The organism is Neisseria sp. HMSC064E01, assembly GCF_001808875.1.
Lineage (GTDB): Bacteria > Pseudomonadota > Gammaproteobacteria > Burkholderiales > Neisseriaceae > Neisseria > Neisseria sicca_A.
In genome coordinates this window covers 31,223-53,519 of record NZ_KV794886.1, presented here as the reverse complement: position 1 = coordinate 53,519, position 22,297 = coordinate 31,223, and the positions used below count along the sequence as shown (strand labels likewise).

18 protein-coding genes, 2 tRNA genes and 1 pseudogene are annotated in these 22,297 nt (G+C 48.7%); 15 read left to right on the top strand and 6 right to left on the bottom strand.

All coding sequences use genetic code 11. The features are described 5' to 3' along the window. Positions 1-258: 258 nt before the first annotated feature. The 7 genes from tmk to HMPREF2572_RS01815 all read left to right on the top strand — a co-directional run bounded on the left by tmk (position 259) and on the right by HMPREF2572_RS01815 (position 6,845). Entirely contained in the window at positions 259-885 is a 627-nt protein-coding gene (tmk, locus tag HMPREF2572_RS01845; RefSeq protein ID WP_070495884.1) for a dTMP kinase, read from the top strand. Between the two features lie 219 nt (positions 886-1,104). Further along, positions 1,105-2,385 (top strand): malic enzyme-like NAD(P)-binding protein, encoded by a 1,281-nt coding sequence (locus HMPREF2572_RS01840; protein WP_083294121.1) that lies wholly within the window; start codon positions 1,105-1,107, stop codon positions 2,383-2,385. 414 nt (positions 2,386-2,799) lie between these two features. Then, a complete protein-coding gene (locus tag HMPREF2572_RS01835) occupies positions 2,800-3,969 on the top strand; it encodes an NAD(P)H-dependent flavin oxidoreductase (protein WP_003778674.1) in 1,170 nt (389 codons plus the stop codon). 277 nt (positions 3,970-4,246) lie between these two features. Next, entirely contained in the window at positions 4,247-5,434 is a 1,188-nt protein-coding gene (gene dapC, locus HMPREF2572_RS01830; protein WP_070495881.1) for a succinyldiaminopimelate transaminase, read from the top strand. Between the two features lie 177 nt (positions 5,435-5,611). Then, positions 5,612-6,391 carry a peroxide stress protein YaaA gene (gene yaaA / locus HMPREF2572_RS01825; protein ID WP_070495879.1) on the top strand — a complete coding sequence of 260 codons (780 nt, stop codon included), beginning with the start codon at positions 5,612-5,614 and terminating at the stop codon, positions 6,389-6,391. Between the two features lie 80 nt (positions 6,392-6,471). Then, positions 6,472-6,562, top strand: a tRNA-Ser gene (locus HMPREF2572_RS01820). 192 nt (positions 6,563-6,754) lie between these two features. Further along, a tRNA-Ser gene (locus HMPREF2572_RS01815) sits at positions 6,755-6,845 on the top strand. 144 nt (positions 6,846-6,989) lie between these two features. Here the strand turns inward: HMPREF2572_RS01815 and HMPREF2572_RS01810 are convergent. Further along, positions 6,990-7,805 (bottom strand): RNA methyltransferase, encoded by an 816-nt coding sequence (locus HMPREF2572_RS01810; RefSeq protein WP_070495877.1) that lies wholly within the window; start codon positions 7,803-7,805, stop codon positions 6,990-6,992. 183 nt (positions 7,806-7,988) lie between these two features. On the opposite strand from HMPREF2572_RS01810, the gene HMPREF2572_RS01805 reads away from it, so the two are divergent. From HMPREF2572_RS01805 to HMPREF2572_RS01785, 4 genes are all read left to right on the top strand, one after another. Next, entirely contained in the window at positions 7,989-8,774 is a 786-nt protein-coding gene (locus tag HMPREF2572_RS01805; RefSeq protein WP_003740666.1) for an inositol monophosphatase family protein, read from the top strand. 198 nt (positions 8,775-8,972) lie between these two features. Next, on the top strand, positions 8,973-10,274 hold the full coding sequence (locus HMPREF2572_RS01795; RefSeq protein ID WP_083294120.1) for a TolC family protein: 1,302 nt from the start codon (positions 8,973-8,975) through the stop codon (positions 10,272-10,274). Between the two features lie 39 nt (positions 10,275-10,313). Beyond that, positions 10,314-12,497: a type I secretion system permease/ATPase gene (locus tag HMPREF2572_RS01790; RefSeq protein ID WP_003767962.1), complete on the top strand. Its 2,184-nt coding sequence runs from the start codon at positions 10,314-10,316 to the stop codon at positions 12,495-12,497. Positions 12,498-12,589: 92 nt separating this feature from the next. Continuing rightward, on the top strand, positions 12,590-13,816 hold the full coding sequence (locus HMPREF2572_RS01785) for an HlyD family type I secretion periplasmic adaptor subunit (protein WP_070495873.1): 1,227 nt from the start codon (positions 12,590-12,592) through the stop codon (positions 13,814-13,816). Between the two features lie 315 nt (positions 13,817-14,131). On the opposite strand, the pseudogene HMPREF2572_RS01780 reads toward HMPREF2572_RS01785, so the two are convergent. Beyond that, positions 14,132-14,359 (bottom strand): annotated as a pseudogene (locus HMPREF2572_RS01780) (IS5/IS1182 family transposase); the annotation flags it as partial. A 107-nt stretch (positions 14,360-14,466) separates the two neighbouring features. On the opposite strand from HMPREF2572_RS01780, the gene HMPREF2572_RS01775 reads away from it, so the two are divergent. Both HMPREF2572_RS01775 and HMPREF2572_RS01770 read left to right on the top strand, forming a co-directional pair. Continuing rightward, the gene (locus HMPREF2572_RS01775; protein ID WP_070495869.1) at positions 14,467-14,937 is read left to right on the top strand and encodes a DUF4265 domain-containing protein; all 471 of its coding nucleotides are present in this window, start codon (positions 14,467-14,469) and stop codon (positions 14,935-14,937) included. A 412-nt stretch (positions 14,938-15,349) separates the two neighbouring features. After that, positions 15,350-15,718, top strand: a complete 369-nt coding sequence (locus HMPREF2572_RS01770; RefSeq protein ID WP_070495867.1) for a DNA polymerase III — start codon at positions 15,350-15,352, stop codon at positions 15,716-15,718. A gap of 88 nt (positions 15,719-15,806) precedes the next feature. Here the strand turns inward: HMPREF2572_RS01770 and HMPREF2572_RS01765 are convergent, their stop codons facing one another. Genes HMPREF2572_RS01765 through HMPREF2572_RS01760 form a run of 3 tightly spaced genes read right to left on the bottom strand, consistent with a single transcriptional unit; the run spans position 15,807 to position 19,219 of the window. After that, on the bottom strand, positions 15,807-17,474 hold the full coding sequence (locus tag HMPREF2572_RS01765) for a choline/carnitine O-acyltransferase (protein WP_070495864.1): 1,668 nt from the start codon (positions 17,472-17,474) through the stop codon (positions 15,807-15,809). Between the two features lie 50 nt (positions 17,475-17,524). Next, the gene (locus HMPREF2572_RS15175) at positions 17,525-17,653 is read right to left on the bottom strand and encodes a hypothetical protein (RefSeq protein WP_016687521.1); all 129 of its coding nucleotides are present in this window, start codon (positions 17,651-17,653) and stop codon (positions 17,525-17,527) included. A gap of 3 nt (positions 17,654-17,656) precedes the next feature. Further along, positions 17,657-19,219, bottom strand: a complete 1,563-nt coding sequence (locus HMPREF2572_RS01760; protein ID WP_070495862.1) for a BCCT family transporter — start codon at positions 19,217-19,219, stop codon at positions 17,657-17,659. A 417-nt stretch (positions 19,220-19,636) separates the two neighbouring features. Here HMPREF2572_RS01760 and mpl point away from each other — a divergent pair, with 417 nt between their 5' ends. Then, positions 19,637-21,013, top strand: a complete 1,377-nt coding sequence (gene mpl / locus HMPREF2572_RS01755) for a UDP-N-acetylmuramate:L-alanyl-gamma-D-glutamyl-meso-diaminopimelate ligase (protein ID WP_070495860.1) — start codon at positions 19,637-19,639, stop codon at positions 21,011-21,013. 115 nt (positions 21,014-21,128) lie between these two features. On the opposite strand, the gene HMPREF2572_RS01750 is transcribed toward mpl, so the two are convergent. Beyond that, complete coding sequence (locus tag HMPREF2572_RS01750) at positions 21,129-21,452, bottom strand: hypothetical protein (protein ID WP_070495858.1); 324 nt, start codon at positions 21,450-21,452, stop codon at positions 21,129-21,131. Between the two features lie 91 nt (positions 21,453-21,543). On the opposite strand from HMPREF2572_RS01750, the gene HMPREF2572_RS01745 reads away from it, so the two are divergent. Next, the gene (locus HMPREF2572_RS01745) at positions 21,544-22,203 is read left to right on the top strand and encodes a phosphatase PAP2 family protein (protein WP_070495856.1); all 660 of its coding nucleotides are present in this window, start codon (positions 21,544-21,546) and stop codon (positions 22,201-22,203) included. The last annotated feature ends 94 nt before the right edge of the window (positions 22,204-22,297 follow it).

Sequence of the window (22,297 nt, the reverse complement as noted above, 5' to 3'; positions counted from 1 at the left end):
CTTGTCCTGATTTAAAGTTAATCCACTATAACTTCCGACAAGGCTAAGAGGATGCGGGCGATAACACAGAACCAATTTGCTTGTGCCGTACTTTTAGAACATCGCTTTCTTTGCATCAAGGGGGTTAATTTAAACTGAAGGCGCTCTAAGAGATCGTCTGAAAATCAGTCCCGAACTGTATCAAGAGCGTTGAAAGCATTTATAATCCCGCTTTCAGACGACCTTTTGAACATCCGTTCTCTAAATAAAATTGACCTTATGAAACCGAAATTTATCACTCTGGACGGCATAGACGGCGCGGGCAAATCGACCAATCTTGCCGTTATCCGCCAATGGTTCGAATCCCATCATCTTCCCGTATTGTTCACCCGCGAGCCGGGCGGTACGCCTGTCGGCGAGACTTTGCGCGAAATTTTGTTGAACCCTGAAACCAAGGCGGGCTTGCGCGCGGAGACTTTAATGATATTTGCCGCGCGGCAGCAGCATCTTGAAGACGTCATCCTGCCTGCTTTGGCAGACGGCGTTCATGTCGTTTCCGACCGTTTTACCGATGCGACTTTTGCGTATCAGGGCGGCGGGCGCGGCGTTCCTCTGCAAGATATTGAAATGCTGGAAAATTGGGTGCAGGGCGGGTTTGGTCCTGATTTGACTTTGCTGCTGGACGTGCCGCTGGAAGTGTCGATGGCGCGTATCGGACAAACGCGCGAGAAAGACCGTTTCGAGCAGGAGCAGGCGGATTTTTTCACCCGCGTGCGTGCTGTTTATCTTGAGCGTGCCGCCGCGCATCCCGAACGCTACGCGATCATTGACGGCAACCGGAGTTTGGAAGAGGTAAGGGCGGATATCGAACATGCGCTGGCGCGCAGTTTTGGTATGGATGTTTAAAACCGAATGAAGGTCGTCTGAAAGTATATGTTTTGCCTCAAAATTAGCTGTTTCAGATAGAAAATAGCGGTATGCGCCGTATTGGGAACATGATAAAATTACAGCCCGTTACAAAATAGGTTTATTTATGAATAAATGGTTTTGTAACGCCAATCGTCCCGAAACCAACGTTTCAGACGACCTCAACTCAAAATCTCTCTCTCGCAACAGGATCGAAAAATGGAAAACTCATTGAAAGAAGCCGCACTGAAATTTCACGAATTCCCCGTGCCGGGTAAAGTCTCCGTTACCCCCACTAAATCGCTGGCCACTTCCAAAGACTTGGCTTTGGCGTACTCACCAGGCGTAGCGGCTCCTTGTATGGAAATCCATGCCGATCCGCAAAATGCGTACAAATACACCGCCAAAGGCAACTTGGTTGCCGTGATTTCCAACGGTACTGCCGTTTTGGGCTTGGGCGACATCGGCGCATTGGCAGGCAAACCTGTGATGGAAGGCAAAGGCGTATTGTTCAAAAAATTCGCCGGTGTGGACGTATTCGACATCGAAATCGATGAAAAAGACCCGCAAAAACTGGTGGATATCATCGCCGCACTGGAGCCGACTTTCGGCGGCATCAACCTCGAAGACATCAAAGCGCCTGAGTGCTTCTACGTCGAACGCGAATTGCGCAAACGCTGCAAAATCCCTGTGTTCCATGACGACCAACACGGTACCGCCATCATCACCGCCGCCGCCGTATTGAATGCCCTGCGTTTTACCGGTCGTAAAATCGAGGAAGCAACTTTGGTTTGCTCCGGCGCGGGTGCGGCTGCGATTGCCTGCTTGAACCAGCTGCTTGATTTGGGTCTGAAACGCGAAAACGTTACCGTTTGCGACTCCAAAGGCGTGATTTACAAAACCCGCGAAGACAAAGACCGCATGGACGAGTCCAAACAGTTCTACGCGATTGAAGACAACGGTCAACGCGTGCTTGCAGATGCCGTCAAAGGCAAAGACATCTTCTTGGGTCTCTCTGGAGCGAACCTGCTGACGCCTGAGATGCTGAACACCATGAACGCCAAGCCTATCGTGTTCGCCATGGCAAACCCGAACCCGGAAATCCTGCCGCCGCTGGCAAAAGAAACCCGTCCGGACGTGGTCATCGGTACCGGTCGTTCAGACTTCCCGAATCAAGTGAACAATGTATTGTGCTTCCCGTTTATCTTCCGCGGCGCATTGGATGTTGGCGCGACGACCATCAACGAAGAAATGAAACGCGCCTGTGTGTATGCTTTGGCAGATTTGGCGATGGAAGAGGTAACTGAAGAAGTGGTTGCCGCTTACGGTAAAAAATTTGAATTCGGTGCAGAATACCTGATTCCAACCCCGTTCGACTCCCGCCTGCTGCCGCGCGTTGCTTCGGCTGCCGCCAAAGCTGCGATGGAAAGCGGCGTGGCAACCCGTCCGATTGCAGACTTGGAAGCCTACGCTGCCAAGCTGAGCGAGTTGAAATTGTAATCCGGTTTGATTTGAAGTGATGTAGGGAAGGTCGTCTGAAATCAATTTTCAGACGACCTTCTCTTATGCGTAATTCTTTGCCTAACCTAATCAAATGGAATGAAAGTAAGCAAAACGGACAGCCTTCATCCAAACCAACCTCTGATAAATCTATCTTTCAGACGACCTAACCCTAAAAAATATTTCTTAGTTAACAATACTTTTCAAATTTAATTTGCAAAAACTGTATTGATACTCTAATTTTTGTCCATATTTAGAGTATAATTACTAAAATCCAAAATGCAAGCAGCTTAATATCATCAGGCTGAGTAAGAAACCAAACTTTACTCATTGATTAAAAAGCAATTTTCAAAAATTCAGCAAAGCCGGCCTGAAAATATCAGTCCGCCCCCGCAACCATCAAGGAACTCATACATGCAAAACAACTTCGACCCATTGCACATCCGAGGCAAATCATTGATTCCCGTCGTCCAAGGCGGGATGGGCGTGGGCGTTTCCGCATCGAAACTCTCCAGCGCGGTCGCCCGCGAAAACGGTGTCGGCACGATTGCCAGCGTCGATTTGCGCCACCTGCATGACGACCTGCTCGCCGAATCCAAAATCAACCCGAGCGAAGAAAAATACACCCGACTCAACTGCACCGCGCTTGACCGCGAAATCCAAAAAGCCAAAGCCGACGCAAACGGTAAAGGCATGATCGCCGTCAACGTCATGAAAGCCGTCAAAGACCACGCCGCTTACGTCCGCCAAGCCTGCGAATCGGGGGCGGACGCGATTGTGATGGGCGCGGGATTGCCGCTGGATTTGCCCGAAATGACCGAGGGTTATCACAAAGATGTCGCCCTGTTCCCGATTTTGTCCGAATCGCGCGGTATCGGTATCGTATTGAAACGCTGGATGAAAAAAGGTGTTTTGCCCGACGCCATCGTTATCGAACATCCCGCACACGCTGCCGGACACTTGGGCGCGGCAAGCGTAGCCGGTGTGAACGATGCCAAGTTTGAATTCAAACGCGTCATCGAAGAAACTTTCGAAGTATTCAAAAACTTAGGTCTTGAAAGCGAAAAAATCCCGCTCATCCTCGCCGGCGGCATGGCGAACTTTGAGAAAGTCAAAACCGCGCTGAAAAACTGGGGCGCATCCGCCGTCCAAATCGGCACGGCGTTTGCGGTTACCGAAGAAGGCGATGCACACATCAACTTCAAAAAAACGCTGGCAGGTGCGGAAACTGAGCATGTTGTCGAATTTATGTCCGTCGCCGGACTGCCCGCACGCGGTGTGCGCACCAAATTCCTGGACAGCTACATCAAGCGCGAATCCAAGCTGCAAGCCAATGCCAAAGCCGACCCGCGCCGCTGTACGCAAGGCTTGAACTGTCTGACCAGCTGCGGCCTGCGCGACGGTTTGGCAAAAGCCGGACAATTCTGCATTGACATCCAACTCTCCGCCGCTTTCCGTGGAGAAGTCGATAAAGGCTTGTTTTTCCGAGGTAAAGACCCGCTGCCGTTTGGCAACGCCATCCGCACGGTGCAAGAAACCATCCAATACTTGCTTAACGGTGCTCTTCCCGCAGCAGCCAAATAATTCATATCCGCAGATGAACGCTAAAAAAGGGCATATTTTAATGTGCCCTTTTTAGTGGATTAAATTTAAATCAGGACAAGGCGAGGCAACGCCGTACTGGTTTAAAGTTAATCCAATATATTTTGCCTGCAAATCGCGTGATGCTTAAAAAGGTCGTCTGAAACCGATTTTCAGACGACCTTTTCCTAACGCTGCCTCCCTTTTCCTGCACACATTGTCAACAAAATCCGCATAAAAAATGCTAAGATGACCGTCTCGATAGACATTTGGAACACCCATGAACCCACTACTCGACCAGCTCCAACCCTATCCGTTTGCCCGCCTGCGCGAAGCCATGCAGGGCGTTAACCCTCCCGAAGGCGTCACCCCCGTCCACCTGCATATCGGCGAACCGAAACACCCTACCCCCGAAGTCATCACCAATGCGCTGACCGCCTCGCTGCACGAACTGGAAAAATACCCCCTGACCGCAGGTCTGCCCGAGCTGCGCCAAGCTTGTGCCGACTGGATGCGCCGCCGTTACGACGAACTGACCGTCAACCCCGATACAGAAGTCCTGCCCGTACTCGGCAGCCGTGAAGCCTTGTTTTCCTTCGTTCAAACCGTCTTAAACCCCGTTTCAGACGACCTCAAACCCGTCGTCCTCAGCCCCAACCCGTTCTACCAAATTTACGAAGGCGCAGCCATTCTCGGCGGCGGCGAAATCCGTTTTGCCAACTGCCCTGCCCCGTCCTTCAAGCCCGATTGGAAAAGCATTACCGAAGACGTATGGCAACGCACCAAAGTCATGTTCGTCTGCTCGCCCAACAACCCCAGCGGCAGCGTCCTGCAACTGGAAGACTGGCAAGAAATCTTTGATCTGCAAGACAAATACGGATTCATCATCGCTTCCGACGAATGCTATTCCGAAATCTATTTTGACGGCAACAAACCCATAGGCGGCTTACAGGCGGCAGCGCAATTAGGGCGCAGCAACCGCAATATCGTCATGTTCACCAGCCTCTCCAAACGTTCTAACGTCCCCGGACTACGCTCCGGTTTTGTCGCAGGCGATGCCGAATTACTTAAAAACTTCCTGCTCTACCGCACCTACCACGGCAGCGCAATGAGCATCCCCGTCCAACGCGCCAGCATCGCCGCATGGAACGACGAAGAACACGTCATCGCCAACCGCCGCCTGTACCAAGAAAAATTCGACCGCGTCATCCCCATTTTGCAACAGGTATTTGATGTCAAACTGCCCGACGCATCGTTCTATATCTGGCTGAAAGTCCCCGATGGTGACGACTTGGCATTTGCTAAAAACCTCTGGCAAAAAGCCGCCATCCAAGTCCTCCCCGGCCGCTTCCTCGCCCGCGATACCGAATGGGGCAACCCCGGTGAAGGCTACGTCCGCATCGCCTTGGTCGCCGATGTCGACAGCTGCGTCAAAGCTGCCGAAACCATCGTTTCCCTATATCGCTGAACAAAGTGGCAGCTCAATAAAAGGTCGTCTGAAAACCTTAATTTGAGGTTTTCAGACGACCTTTTTAATTCCATTCAAACAGCCTTTGCTATAACGGTATTTACTTCACTTATCAAACTTGCTCATAAAACATTTTAAACCTACAATGCCGCTGTTTATCACATCTCCGAGCCAATCATGTTTTTCGTTCTTTCCCCCGCCAAAAACCTCAATGAAAAAGCCCCCGCCCCCGTCAAAGAATTTACCCAACCCGACCTCTTGGCGGAAGCCGAAATCCTGATGCGCCAACTGCGTGAACTCGCCCCGCAGCAAATCGCCGAGTTGATGCACGTTTCCGACAAAATCGCCCTCTTAAACGCCGAGCGCAACGCCGAATGGCATACGCCGTTCACCCCCGACAACGCCAAGCAGGCAGTCTTTATGTTCAACGGCGACGTTTACGAAGGCATCGCCGCAGACACCCTCAAACCCGAACAAATCCAATATCTGCAACAACACGTCCGCCTGCTTTCCGGTCTATACGGCATCCTGCGTCCGCTGGATCTGATGCAGCCCTACCGTTTGGAAATGGGAACGGCGTTTGCGAATACGCGTGGCAAGAATCTGTATGAATTTTGGGGCGAAATCATTACCGACCTGCTAAACGACACCCTTGCCCAAGCCGGCAGCGACATTTTAGTCAACCTCGCTTCGCAAGAATATTTCAAATCCGTCAACACTAAAAATCTCAAAGCTCGCCTGATTACCCCCGTTTTCAAAGACGAAAAAAACGGCAAATACAAAATCATCAGCTTCTACGCTAAACGCGCGCGCGGACTGATGGTGCGCTATGCGGCGGAACACAATATCGCCGACCCTGAAATGCTGAAAAACTTCGATTACGAAGGCTACGCATTTAACGAAGCAGCGTCCAATGAGTCTGAATGGGTGTTCATGCGCGAAGAACAAACCAAGTAAAAACAAAAAACTAAATATTCAGCCTAAAATTTCGCTTGGCAAACCGGACAAATTTCATTATTATTCGCGCTTCAAGAGACGGAAGCGTGGCAGAGCGGTTTAATGCAACGGTCTTGAAAACCGTCGAGGGTTGATAGCCCTCCGTGAGTTCGAATCTCACCGCTTCCGCCATTTCTTGAAAACAGTAAAACCAAATAAAGATGAATTGAAGCCTTGTGCAACAGCATTTTTATTTGGTTTTACTTTATCTTGAAGAAAAGTAGTAGAGAAAGCTGGATACAGCAGACTGAAAACTACTAAGGACAATAATCCTTTGTTTGGTTAATCCGCCATTTTTAACAAGACAAATTAAACAATCAAACAGGAAGTGTGGCAGAGCGGTTTAATGCAACGGTCTTGAAAACCGTCGAGGGTTGATAGCCCTCCGTGAGTTCGAATCTCACCGCTTCCGCCAAACCAAAAAAGCTGCTATGAAAATAGTAGCTTTTTTCTTATCCCAGTCATCGGCAAGCAGAATCGGCGGTAATGTTCAACGGTCAACTTGCATCTACTCATCGCAATACTGTACCCACCATAGAGAATTTTCAGACGACCTTTTTCAGTCTTTCTTTTTCAAACGATGGCTGACGGTATTGAAAAAGCCGCGCAGGATGTCGATGTCTTCAGTTTGCGTGTTGGCGCGGCCAAACAGGCTTTGCATACGGCGCATCAGGCGTTCGCTGTTGCGGCGGTTGAAGAAGCCGATGTCGTCCATGACGCTTTCCATGTGGGCGACCATGCCTTTGATTTGCTCGTGTGTGGCGGCGTGGTCTTCCTGTTGCAGGTGGGTCATGGGCATATCGGTCTGGCTGAAGATTTCGTAACACACGACCTGAACAGCTTGGGCGAGGTTGAGCGAGAAATAGTCGGGATTGCCGTTGATGGTCATCAGGCGGTTGCACGCCTGTACTTCTTCGATGCTCAAGCCGAAGGTTTCGTTGCCGAAGACGAGGGCAACCTGTTCTCCGCGTTGTGCCGCCTGCAATAATTCGGGAACCAGTTCTCGCGGGGTTTGCAGCGGTGCAGTGATTTCACGGCGGCGGCTGGTAAGGGCGCAGGCGAGCGTGGTGTCGGCGAGGGCTTCGTCGAGTGTGGCGGCAATCACGGCGTTGTGCAATACGTCTGCCGCGCCGGAAGCGAGGATGAAACTTTCCTCCGGCAGTTGGAAGTCTTGTGGGTTTTCGGGGTTGAAAACGGGCGGTTGCTCGGTCATCGGCGTGGACATTAAATTCGGGGCGACGATGGTGAGATTGTGCAGCCCCATGGTCTTCATGGCGCGGGCGGCGGAGCCGATATTGGCAGGATGGCTGGTTCGTGTAAGGATGATGCGGATATTGCCGAGATAGTCGGGCAATTCGGGTTTGGCTGAAGTCATGTTTTGTTTTCGGTTTGTTCAGGAATCGGGTATAATACGCCATCTTTTTATTTTCAGACGACCTTTCGCCTTTGGGCTTGAGGGGTCGTCTGAAATGTTCTTTAACAACGTCGGAAACGTACAAACGTTGCGTCCGGTGCAGATGCGCCGGACGGTATTTTACCTGATTTAGAAAGAAAACCCATGAATCCGTTTTTAAATACCGCTTTCAAAGCAGCCCGTAAAGCCGGGCAGATGATGATCCGCGCAAGCGGCAATCTAGATGCCGTTAAAGTTGACAGTAAGGCATTCAACGATTTTGTTTCCGACGTTGACCGCAATTCTGAAATGATTTTGGTGGATGCGCTTAAAGAAGCTTATCCGCATCACAAAATCACTTGCGAAGAAGGCGGCTCCCACGGCAAAGCCTCTGCGGAATACGAATGGATCATCGATCCGCTCGACGGCACGACCAACTTCTTACATGGTCATCCCCAATACGCGATTTCTATGGCGCTGCTGCACAAAGGTGTGTTGCAGGAAGCTTTGGTGTACGCACCTGAGCGCAACGACGTTTACATGGCTTCGCGCGGCAAAGGTGCGTTGCTCAACGACCGCCGTATCCGTGTTTCTTCACGCATTGAATTGAACCGCTGCTTGATCGGTACCGGCTTCCCTGTTGTCGATCAAAGCATGATGGATAAGTATCTGGCGATTTTGAAAGACTTTTTGGCAAAAACGGCTGGGGGGCGCAGAGAAGGCGCGGCTTCGTTGGATTTGTGTGCCGTGGCAGCCGGTCGTTTGGACGGTTTCTTCGAGTTCAACCTCAAGCCTTGGGATATTGCCGCAGGTGCGCTGATTGTGCAGGAAGCGGGCGGTATCGTTACTGATATGTCTGGTAACGAAGGCTGGCTTGAAAGCGGCGACATTGTGGCAGCCAATCCGAAAGTGCTGGCGCAGATGCTGCAAATTATTGCTGGACATCTGTAAAGCAGGAGGTCGTTTTCAGACGACCTTTTGTCCGTTTTAATACGGTGTCGTGATTTAGCAATATTAGGAATATCATCCATGTTACTTTCAGGAGCATATAACTACCTTTTGTCGCAATCTGAAAACAGAGATTCCGATTAATGATAATATGCTCAAAGAATTGATTTGCAAGAGGCCGCGCCCCTGCCAATCAGATAAATGACGAACCGTATTGCTGTGAATAATATGAAGAAAAAAACATTTTTGAATCTTCCTGAGTCATCCATCCTTCGCGTTGGCAAGCTTGCTGCCGCAGTTTGTGCGGCGGTGTGTGCAACAACAGCGCAGGCATATCCTTTAAAGGCTATTTTACGGGATGCCATGGTGTCCGATCCGATTGTGAAGGAAGCGAAAGCGACCGAAGATTCGGCCAAAAGTACGACGAAGGCAACCCGTGCTCGGCATTATCCTGTGTTGACGCTGACCGGTACCAAAGTTTTGGCGCAGAAAAACAAATATTCCAGCAGCGATATGAGTGACGGTGTCGGCATACGCGGAACTGTGAATGTTTATTCGTGGGGTGCCATCAATGCGGCGGTAAGGCGCGATAAAAACAGAGAGCAATACTATCATCAGCGCTATTTTGAAAATCAGGAACGCTTGGGCAGCGACATTGGCAAGCTCTATCTGACTGCATTGCGCGCAAAAGAAATCCTGCGCATCAACCGTCAAAGTTTGGTTCGGCACAATAATCTTCTGAAAGATTTGAACATTATTGTGAAATACGACAGCGGTCGCCGTTCCGAACTCATCGAAGCGCGTGCGCGCCAGTTGCAGGTCGAATCATCGATCGCGCAACAACAACGCACGATGGAATTGGCGTTGAGCCGCTTATCCCGCTACACCGGACGGCAGTTGACGGCAGAAGATTTGGAAGATCCGTTTGCCAACGACAGCGCGGAATCATTGGTTCGCCGTTTCAAAACCGTCGATAACAACACTAATCCTTCCTATCGGGCGCAGGTGGCAGAACGCGACAGTGTGAAGGCAGATTTGGACGTTTCCAAAGCAGAACGCCTGCCCGCTGTGAATTTGGAAGGTAATGCGAACCGCGACAACAGACAGCTTTATCTGAATGTGGCATGGAATGTCTTGGACGTCGCCGCGCGCCATAATGTGCAGAAAAATGCCGATGCCCTGATTGCCGCCGAATCGAAATCCGAGCAGATTATGCGCGACATCACCGAAAAAACCCAAACCGCCGAAATCGACATGCGCGAGAGCGAACGCCGTGCCGATATTGCCGCGCAACATATTGCCGCTCAAAAAGACGTGGTTAAAACTTACGAGCTGCAATTCAAAATTGCCCGCCGCACCCTGACCGACGTTTTGGGCGCATACAACGAATTGTCCAGCATCGAGCAGGAAAATATTTCAGCGCGCAACGATTTCCGCGATGCTGCGTTGGATTATCTGGCTGCTCAGGCGCAAATGGCGAATTGGGCAGGCTTGAAGCAATAACATAAAATCTTAACATCATTACTCATTACGCGAATTATCATGAAAGCAATCATTGAACATATTGTGTTGGTTACCCGTCTCTTAGGGGCGCCTGTGTCAGAAGCCGCACTGACGGCAGAGGTGGTGCGGGATAAAAAACTCAATGTCAACTATCATTCCCTCGTCGAAGTCTTGCGCAGCCACGGCTTCGAAAACACATTGTCCAAGCGCAATCTGGAAGACATTCCATCGCTTGCCGTTCCTGTGATGATCATTCTTCACAACGAAGAGGCTGCCGTCATTACCAATATCGAAGGTTCGGGTCGGAACAGAAAATATCATATCCGTCAGGTAGATGGCTTGGAGCAGCAGCTTGATCATGACCAGCTTTCCGGTCTGTATCTGGGTTACTGCTGGTTTATCAAGCCCAAAATGGCGGCGGACACGCGTTCCGAACTGCCTGAATACCACCTCCCCAAAGCATGGTTTTGGAAAGTCATTTGGCGTTTCCGCAGCTATTACTATCAAGTGATTTTGGCGACCGTCATCATCAACTTCCTCGCCTTGGTCAGCTCGTTGTATGTCATGAACGTGTACGACCGTGTTATTCCCAACCAAGCCTATGAAACCCTGTGGGTTTTGAGTATCGGCGTTGTCCTCGCCATTTTGTTCGAATTTGCCGCCAAGATGATACGCGGCCATTTGACCGACATCGCCGGTAAAAAAGCCGACCTGATTATCAGCTCCGCCTTGTTCCGCCGCGTGATGGCATTGCGCCTTGCCGACCGTCCCGCTTCGTCCGGTTCATACGCCAACAACCTGCGCGAATTTGAATCCGTACGCGAATTTATGACCAGTGCGAGCCTGTTGACTTTGGTGGACTTGCCTTTCCTGTTGCTGTTTATTTTTGTTATTTCGATAGTCGGCGGCAAACTGGCATTGGTTCCTTTGGCGATTATTCCGATTGTCGTCATTGTCGGCTTCATCGTCCAACGCCCCTTGTCGCGTCACATTAACGAGTCCATGAAAGAAAGCTCGCAACGTTCAGGCCTTGCCGTAGAAGCCATCGAAGGCATCGAAACCCTGAAAACCAACAATGCGACTTCATGGGCGCAACAACGATGGGATGAATACACCGCCAAAACCTCCGCCTCATCCATCAAAGTAAAAGACACCAGCAACTTCATGGTCAACTTCGCCGTTGCCATGCAGCAGCTCAATACTGTCTTTTTGGTCGTTGTCGGTACCTATCTGATTCATGCCGACAACCATGCGGAACGGATTACCATGGGTGCGCTGATTGCCTCCGTCATCCTGTCCGGCCGCGCGTTGGCGCCGTTGGCTCAAGTTGCCGGCCTTGCTACCCGCTTCCAACAGGCGAAGCTGGCGTTAAGAGGCGTGAACGACATTGTTTCCCGTCCGATCGAACGCAGCCCCGAACGCAAATACATTACTTTGGACAACGTTCAAGGCAATATCGCCTTTGAAAACGTAACGTTCAAATACAAAAACGAAAGTAACAACGCAGTTGACGAGTTGCGCATCAACATCCGACCCGGTGAAAAAGTCGGTATCCTCGGACGTATCGGCAGCGGTAAAAGCACCATGCTGAAGCTAGCGAGCGGTCTGTACGACACCGAAAAAGGCAACGTAACCCTCGACGGCGTCGATATGCGCCAACTTGATCCGAATTTCCTGCGTAACCAAGTCCTCCTGTTCAGCCAGTCTCCACGCCTTTTCTTGGGTACATTGCGCGAAAACATGGATTTGGCGCGTACCGACAGCTATTCGACCGACCAAGACCTGCTGACCGCACTCAAACGTTTCGGTCTGGACCAAATCATCCGCAACCACCCAAGAGGCTTGGATATGCCTTTGGGTGAAGACGGTTTGGGTCTGTCCGGCGGTCAAAAACAAATCATCGCCCTCGCACGCATGACGCTGCGCGACCCCAAAGTTGTCCTTTTGGACGAGCCGACAACCAGCCTCGACCAAGGTACCGAACGCATGGCATTGAACGCGATTGCCCACTGGGGACGCAACCGCACCATGCTCTTGGTCACCCACCGTCCGCAAGTGCTGCAAATCGTTAACCGCATCATCGTAATGGAAAACGGCAAAGTCGTTATGGACGGCCCGCGCGATTTAGTCTTGCAAAAACTGATGCAAAACGAGCAAAACAAAGTCAAAGCAGCACAACAAGCGCAGGAAAACCAACGTCCCGGCGAAGCGGCGCAAGCATGACGAAAAGGGAAAAGGTCGTCTGAAAACACAAACAGAAAGCGTTTCAGACGACCTCTTTGAAAACAACAAACAGATACCGAAGATTCATCATTATGAGCGAAAACAACGTTAAATCCAAAGACCTGCATCTCATTAACGATTTGAATGCAGCCTTGCAAAAAGAAAAACACAGCGGCCAATTTTGGGTCATCATCCTGTTTTTCCTGCTGCTCGTCGTCTTCGTCGTATGGGCATACAACAGCACCGTCGAAGAAGTAACCCGCGGCAACGGCAACGTTATCCCCAGCAGCCGCGAACAAGTCATCCAAAGCCTGGACGCCGGCGTCATTACCCAAATGATGGTTAAGGAAGGCGATTTGGTCGAAAAAGACCAAATCCTGCTGAAGCTCGACGATACGCGCAGCCTTGCAGTATTGCGCGAGAGCGAAGCCAAAGTCCAAAACCTAGAGGCCACCATCGCCCGCCTGAAAGCCGAAGCTTACGGCGGAAAACTCACGTTCCCCAACAGCGTCAGCCCCGAACTCCGCCGCCGCGAAACCGCCGCATATAACGCCCGCCGCCAAGCCATGACCGATGCCGTACAAAGTCTGGTACAAAGCAAAGCGGCGCTTGATCGCGAAATCGCCATTACTGCACCTATGGTGGCACAAGGCGTTATGTCCGAAGTCGAACTCCTCAAAATGCGCCGCGAATCCAGCGATCTGACCCTGCAAATTGCCGAACGCCGCAACCGTTACAGGACAGATGCCAACAACGAACTCGTGCAATCCGAATCCGAGCTGGCGCAATCCAAAGAAAACATGGCCATGCGCGCCGACCCGGTTGACCGCTCCCAAATCCGCTCCCCCATGCGCGGCATCGTCAAAAACATCAAAATCAATACCATCGGCGGCGTAGTCAACCCGGGCGAAGAAATCATGCAAATCGTCCCCGTTGACGACAAACTCCTTGTCGAAGCCTATATCCGTCCGCAAGACATCGCCTTCGTTCGCGCAGGACAGCCTGCACTGGTCAAAGTCAGCGCATATGACTACTCCATCTACGGCGGATTGGAAGGCAAAGTTACCCTTGTCGGCGCAGATACCGTCAGCAACTCCATGCAAAGCCGTGCCAACGATCTGAAGCTCGACCCCAACCAAGTTTACTACCGAGTCATCGTCCAAACTGAGAACAACACCCTGAAAGACAAAAACGGTAAAGATATGCCGATCATCCCCGGTATGGTCGCTACGGTGGATATTAAAACTGGCGAAAAAACCATCTTCCAATACCTGATCAAACCGATTACCCGTATGAAACAGGCTTTGAGCGAGCGTTAATTTTTTCCTAATAAAACTTGCTTAACCGTACAAAAGGTCGTCTGAAAATGTATTTCAGACGACCTTAGGTCTTTATTGGATTGGACTCAATCTATGATTACAATTTCAATACTATTTCTCTTTTTTGTTTGTTAAAGAATAAATTTAGAGATATTCCAGTTTTATCAAGGCATCCAATGGTACTTTACCAAAAATAATCAGTATTTATCACGATTGCTATCCTATAATAATCTTATTAATGGTCTTAATGTTTGGTTGGGCTTCAGTCGCATACTGGTCTTTTCCTTTTATGGAAAGTTGCACTTACAATCCAAATTCGGGATCGGAGAGGCTGTGCCATTGTTCGAGCGGGACGGCTTTGAACATGGACAACAGGGGATAAGCGGGACATCCACGGTGATCTCGGAGATAACGGGTTCTTTGACGATTCAGGTACTGTTCGATCGGCTGCCAATCAATCACTTGATCTAACTTCAATAATGGGAAGCGGTCGATGTGTTTGGCAATCATGGCTTTTGCGGTTTGCTGGAAGAAGGTGCTCATGAGAAATTCCCTAAATGTCTTGGTAGGAATTTAGGGGATTTGGAGGAATTTTGCAAAGGTCTCAGACGGTATGTGATGCGTTGAAAGAACTGGTTGTGGAGTATCATATGGAAGATAATTTTGAGTTAGTTTATGTATATGCAGGTCATGGCAAAAATGGAGCTGTATTTGAGGAAATACCTGCTCAATTTATTAAAGCAAACCAATACAAAATACTTAAATCGCCTGGCTTGGTACAGAATCTTGCAAAAGGAGATGTGATTGAAATTACGGGTAAGGCTGAGCATCCAATTGTTATTTCAAGGGGAGGGAATTTTTGTATTCAGATGTATTTCCCGACAAAAATTGATCTTAATAAATTGAGCTTAGATATTAAATTGAAGCTTGATGGGACACTGGATAGTGCTAATGAAGATGTTTGTTCATTCAGTATTCCGTCAAGTAATGGGATGAATAAAATTAATCAGTATTTCAATGAACTCAAAGATGAAACTCAAGCGGAGTGGTATTATGCCAATATATATAAAAATATAGATAATCCGTCTGATGAGACTTTATTGAATTGGTGGAATGAATAGTAAGCCGTGGCTTGAATAAAACCGTTAGTCCTGATGTAGATTGTATGCAGAACACGCGTATGCGGTTTCTGCTTTTCAGACGACCTTAAACCCCTCTTTGAACTCGTCTGAAATATTTGTTCTTTAATAAATTTATTACCTTACGATTACCATTGAGGTCGTCTGAAAACCGATTTTCAGACGACCTCTACTAAATCGCTTCTCCCGATGATGGCGCACGGTTGCTGTTTAAGGAACTGTAAAAAATGGTGGGACTTGCTCAAGAAATTACCAGCAAGACTGCTTCAAAAAGAAGTCAACTTGCAAAAGAAGGAAGGATTAGGGATGCAGGAGCGTATATGTCAGAGATGGTAAAAGCTTGGTTTATATTGACGGAATATCCGAAATTATTCGATTACCTTAGGAGATTATCATGGATATGACACTATTTAATTTTCGGACATTTTGGGAAGCAAATGCTGATGAAGATTATCGTGAAGATATTATTAGAATGTCTATTGCACTTATGATATTTCTTAAAAAGAATGGTTTACTTGTTGATATTGACCCATTTAATGAGGATGGCTCTATCAAAGAAGATTTAATCATCCGAAAATCCAATGTAACCGATGAGGGTTTTCAATTATTTGTCAAACCGGTAAATAATTGGTGGAATGCTTTGGATAGAGGAACTCCTCCCGAAAAAGTTACTATTTTAGAGAACGGGTTGAAAAAATTCGTGCTGCGAAAAAGTGATTTTATATTTTCAGACGACCTCAAAACCTTCTTTGAGGTCGTCTGAAATATTTGTTCTCTATAATGCCATCATTGGTCGGAATAGAGGTCTAAACCTGTCTGAAAAGAAAGCAGGCTTTCAGACAGGTATTCCGTCAAGCGTTGAGAAATTCGAGCAGATGTTGTCCGCCGACTTTCAGGGCTTCCAAGAATACGTTGACTTTCTGTTGTTGGTTTTTGGTGTGGCTTACCGTATAGAGCCAGCCTTCGGGCGTAATGGTGTAGTTGATGCCCAAGCCGCCAACCGAGGTGGGGGCAAAGGCGAAGTTTACTACCGTGCTGTTGTCGCCTACGGTTGAGGTGGAGAGGAAGTCGGTAGTAAAGGTCTCATAGCCTTCGTCTTTGAAAAATACAGGCTGGCTGTTGGTTTTGGCTGCCATCAGTTTCAAACCGAGCAGGTGGCGGTTGGCGCCTTGACCGAGTTTGCTGGCTTTGATGCGGGCTTTGTGTTCGGCAAGCGCGGCATCCAGTGCTTCGCGGGACGGTTTTTCCTGCAATAAGGTGCTGACGAAAACCAGAGATTCGTTGGAAACGGGGCGCACACATTCGGTGCGGCCGTTTTTGAAGTGGCTCACGTCAACGGCTTCGTATGTGTTGCGGACGGTGCCGTAGGTGGTGAGTTGGGCGTATTGCAGGAGGAACTGCATCAATGCGTCTTGGCTCATGCCTTGGGGAATGGTTAAGCCGTTGAACGGGATGGTAACGCTGGTTACGTGCATTTGGTCAGCCTGGTTGGCATAGTTTTGCTGCCATTGTGCCCAGTTTTTCAGCAAGTTGGCATCCAACTGCCATTCATAGCGGTGGACGGCAGGGCGGGTTTTCTTGCCGCCGCGTGCAGCCAGTTTGGCTGCGGCAAGGGTAACGATGCCTTTGAGTGCGCCGCCGTCTGCCCAAGTGTGTTCGCAATGCAGATACAGGCGTTTGGTGCGGGTGTTGTAGCAATAGGTGGTGGGTTTGTAGCACCAAACGTTTTGCTTGGGTTGGAACGTGGTTTGCGCCAGATCGCTGTCGGCATCGAGGTCTTCGCTGCTGATGCTGATGTGGAACAGGTCTTGTTCGATATGTTCCAGCAGGCGGGTGTTGTCGTCATGCTGTTGCAGGGCTTGGTACACGCGGGCGGTTTCGTTGCCGCCCAAGTAGCAGGGTACGGCTACCGGATATTTGTTTTGATGGGTATCAGACAGGATTTCTTCAAATGCCTGTCTGAACGCATCGGGATGGTAGGCTTCAAATTGTTCGTCGAGTGCTGCAATGCGGTAGTAGAAACCGTTGTGCAATATGCCGATATGGCGGTTGCCATTTGGGGAAAAACGGAAGCCGTCGACTTCTTTTTGCGGCACGCGCGCGGCACCTTGCAAGATTTTCCATTGCTCCATGCATACGGGCGTACCTTGCGGGGTCTGCGGCACGGGAATGCGCTGATGGTAATAATCAGCGCACACCACAGCCAATGCCGATGCCCACTCCGCCAAATCCTTACCTTGAGTTTGGATATTGAAACCTACGTTGCTGGCCAGAGGCAGCGGAGTGCGTACACGCAGATAGCTGTCGAGCCAAGCGTCAATCAACCAACTGGTTTCGACTTCTGCCGCGAATTGCTGCAACGCGGCTTGCAATTCTTTGCCTTTGCGCGATTCGAAATTGCGGGTGGTCGCTGCGGTTTTTTCAAAAGCTTCATTACTCAACAGTGGACGCACCAGTTTCAAATAGCGTTCGCAGGTTTCGGCCAAATCAGGTACAGGAAGGCGGGGTGTTTGGGACATCGTGTTCTCCTATTCATTAGGGGCGGGCGGTAATGCCTGCCTATAAGTGTTTAATCGTCTTTTTCAATAAAGGCCAGTTTGATGACATAGCCTAAAAAGGCGAGAACCAAAACCATCAATACAGTTTCGATAATGTTGTCTTGAACGCTTTGATTCAAATACATAATTTGTTTTTCCACGGTTTACTCCTTGTTTTTTACGGGTTCTTGGACGGCAGGCGATACGCGGGGTACGTCGCGTTTGAGCTGGCGCCAAAGTGCGGCGAACCATAAGTACATAATGAATACAAACGGGAAGCCGGAGAATGAGCCGACTGCTTTAATACCTTCCATTTTGCCGGTAACAATCACGGCGTAGGCGATAAGCGACATCAAAATAGCCCAGACAACTGCGCGGGTTTTGTTTTCACGGCGTCCGTCGTTGCTGGTCATAATACCCAGAGAAATGGCGGAGCTGGTTACAGTAGTTACCACGAAACCGAGGAACAAAACGACAGTCAGCGGTTTGGTTGCAAAAGACAGAGGCAGCATATTGAGCAGGTAATAGAATGTACCTTCGTAGTCGCCTTTATTGGCAATTTCCGCCAAGCGTCCGGTGCCTTCTACGGTATCGAGCAGGCTGAAACCGGAGAATACGGAGAACCAGATTACCAAGAAGCCGACCGGTACCATAATCGAAGCCAGCACGAATTCGCGCAAAGTGCGGCCTTTGGAAATTTTGGCGAGGAACACGCCCACAAACGGTGTCCAAGTAATCCACCATACCCAGTAAGCCATCGGATACCATACCAGCCAATCGCGGTTATGGAACAAATAAAGCTCGAAAGAGTGGTGAACGGTTTGAGTGAGGATATTGCCGATAGACACGACCAAATTACTGAGGAAGTAGTGGGTCGGGCCGACCAGGAAGACAAAGACCAGCATGAGCAAAGACAAAACCACGGTCAAGTCGCCCAGCCATTTCATCCCTTTTTCAATCGGCAACACAGCGCCCAAAGTATAAAGGGAAGCGATAATGATCAGAACAACGGTTTGCCAGCCTATTGTGCTGAAGTTCGTCCCGGTGATGATTTTCAGACCGGAAGAAATTTGAGTGGAAGCCATGGCAATGGAAGATGAAACCGACATAGCAATCGAAATAATCGCTATGCCTGTAATCGCAATGCCCAACGGTTTCGCCCATTTTTTATGTTTGAACGCATATTCCAGCGGTGCAGAGGGTGTACATTCCGTTTTATGTTGATACATAAAGTACGCCAACACCAGACCGCCGATGGTATAAAGCGACCATGCCGGAATACCCCATACATGCAACGCAAGGCTCATCGCATTTTCCACTTTTTGGTATTCAGGCAAATTCGCAGCCTGCACACCGATTGGCGAATGATAATAGTGCCACAACGCCTCAATCGGACCGAAAAATACGATACCCACGCCGATACCCGCGGTAAACAGCATGTTCATCCACGAGAAAAACGAATATTCGGGTTTGGCATCTTTTCCGCCCAGCCTGATATTGCCGAAGCGGGGGGATAAAGCAACGACCATACACACGGTAAATGCCAAGAGGGGCAGCCACATAATCAGCCAGTCGAACTTCATATAGAAGAACTTGCTGACATCGGTAATCGTGTTGGTGAATAAGGCGGGTTTGACAACAGCTATGGTAGCTAAGACGCCTACTATAAGAGCAGTCCATAAAAAGTAATTAGGACGCTTGAGATGAGTTTCTTCATTCGCGGACATATGCTAGCCTTTTTAGTTTGTTAACAATTTTTAAATCTAAAAAAGCGAGTAAACCGTGTAATGTAAGATTAAGTAATTTTTTCTTCGATTCTATATTGGAAGCCTAGAAAAACAAAGGTTTCCAGGCGGGTATTAATCATTAATATCTACTATATTTGATATATATTAATGTTCAGTCAGTTTTTTCGCAGATATTTTATCCATAGGAAAACATCTGATTATTCGTTTTCAATGCTTAGAGTCAGGCAGATGGTTTTAGTTTGCGATTCATTCTCAAAATAGAAAATCTTTCCAGTATCGGCTTGGTGATTGAGATGCCTGCTTCCTTTTACAGCTTTATTTTTCAGACGACCCCAGCATTCAAACTCCGTTATAATGACGGCTTTCCCATTATTTCATTCAAAAGACGGTTTTATCATGAAACACATCCACATTATCGGTATCGGCGGCACGTTTATGGGCGGGGTGGCCGCCATTGCCAAAGAAGCGGGGTTCAAAGTCAGCGGTTGCGATGCGAAGATGTATCCGCCGATGAGCACCCAGCTCGAAGCCTTGGGCATAGACGTACACGAAGGCTTCGATGCCGCGCAGTTGGACGAATTTAAAGCCGACGTTTACGTGATCGGCAATGTCGCCAAGCGCGGGATGGATGTGGTTGAAGCGATTTTAAACCGCGGTCTTCCTTATATTTCTGGTCCGCAATGGCTGTCGGAAAACGTGCTGCACCATCATTGGGTACTCGGTGTGGCGGGGACGCACGGCAAAACGACCACTGCGTCCATGCTCGCCTGGGTTTTGGAATATGCCGGACTCGCGCCGGGTTTCCTCATCGGCGGCGTACCGGAAAACTTCAGTGTCTCCGCCCGTCTGCCGCAAACGCCGCGTCAAGACCCGAACAGCAAGTCGCCGTTTTTCGTTATCGAAGCCGACGAATACGACACCGCCTTTTTCGACAAACGCTCCAAATTCGTACATTACCGCCCGCGTACCGCCGTGTTGAACAATCTGGAATTCGACCATGCCGACATCTTCGCTGATTTGGGCGCGATACAGACCCAGTTCCACCACCTCGTGCGCACCGTGCCGTCCGAAGGCTTAATCGTCTGCAACGGACAGCAGCAAAGCCTGCAAGACACTCTCGACAAAGGCTGCTGGACACCGGTGGAAAAATTTGGTACCGAACACGGCTGGCAGGTTGGCGAAGTCAATGCCGACGGCTCGTTCGACGTGTTGCTTGACGGCAAAAAAGCCGGACATGTCGCATGGGATTTGATGGGTGGACACAACCGCATGAATGCGCTTGCCGTCATCGCCGCCGCCCGTCATGCCGGAGTCGATATTCAGACGGCCTGCGAAGCCTTGAGCGCGTTTAAAAACGTCAAACGCCGCATGGAAATCAAAGGCACGGTGAACGGCATCACCGTTTACGACGACTTCGCCCACCATCCGACCGCCATTGAAACCACCATCGAAGGCCTGCGCCAGCGCGTCGGAAACGCCCGCATCCTCGCCGTCCTCGAGCCGCGTTCCAACACCATGAAACTCGGTACCATGAAAGCCGCCTTACCCGAAAGCCTCAAAGGTGCCGACCAAGTGTTCTGCTACGCCGGCGGCGTGGACTGGAACGTCGCCGAAGCCCTCGCGCCTTTGGGCGGCAAGCTGCACGTCGGCAAAGACTTCGATGCCTTCGTCGCCGAAATCGTGAAAAATGCCGAAGCAGGCAACCATATTTTGGTGATGAGCAACGGCGGTTTCGGCGGGATACACGGGAAGCTGCTGGAAGCGTTGCAATAAGGTTGGTTGAAAGTTTGGAATGATTGAGGTCGTCTGAAAACCGAAGTTTGGTTTTCAGACGACCTTTTTGTTGTGAAGGCTTAGATGTGATGGTTGGGTATGACCCAAACTAGGCTCACCGATGGAGGTATTTCTTATATATACAGTTAATCCCTTGTTCAATAATAGGAATTAAATGATTTATATCTCTATGAGAGCGGGTAAATAGTGGATTTTCCCAATCATAATTTTCAATGACGTAGACCTTAAATTTTCCGTTTTTTCTAGGATTAGGATACCACCCAACATCTAAAATGTATTTCTCATCAAAGAAAGATACTTGTAATAGATCTTCCTCAAATTCAAGCTGATCAATTGCTTTATGAGGAGCGTGTTTAAATAACCAAAATAAATTTTCGTAAGTGACGATACCGTCCCTAAAATCAATCTGATGTTCCATTTTGTTTTGTCCCTACATTTCTTCTTACGCTTTAATGCTTATGGGCAAATAGTTCTATATATTCCATATCATTACTAGGTATGATATTGTGATGCAGTTTTGCTATTTTGATTATATTGGAATTGTGGTTGGAGAAAGTTTGCAAGTGGATAAGCTGTCAAAATTAAAGATTAAATATACAATTTTTATATCGATATTTTTTGTCATTTTGTACAAAGGGGCTGAGTTTTATACCTATACAGTCGATAACGTGCCTTCATATTTTATGGACTGGGAAAGGAATATTCCTTTTTTGCCCATATTCATGTTGCCTTATATGACGTCTCAGGTTTTCTTCTTAGCCACTATATTTTTGGAAAAGAACGAAAGCAATTTGAAATTGCTGATAAAGAGGGCAGCCTTTTTAATTGCGGTTTCTACTGCTTTATTTGTCATATTTCCAATGAAATTTTATTTTCCCAAACCCGAAGTCGATAACCAAATTTTAAAATCCTTCTTTTATATATTGGGAAAATTGGACAGTAGTTTTAACCAATGTCCGTCATTGCATGTGAGTTTTGCTTTTCTTTCGGCGGAGGTTTATTGCAGAGAAGTCAAATCCAAATTCTTAAAATCATTATTTGGTATATGGGGATTTTTACTCGCCATTTCGGTCTTGTTTGTCTATCAACACCATTTTATTGATTTTGTGGGCGGAACTTTGATATTTTTAATTACTTGTATCATCTTTCCAAGAAAAAAGGCTGTTTAAGCGTTTTGTTACCGAATGATGGAAAGTCCTACAACAACCACTAAACCATAGCTCCAAACATACAAAAGGTCGTCTGAAACCATTTCAGACGACC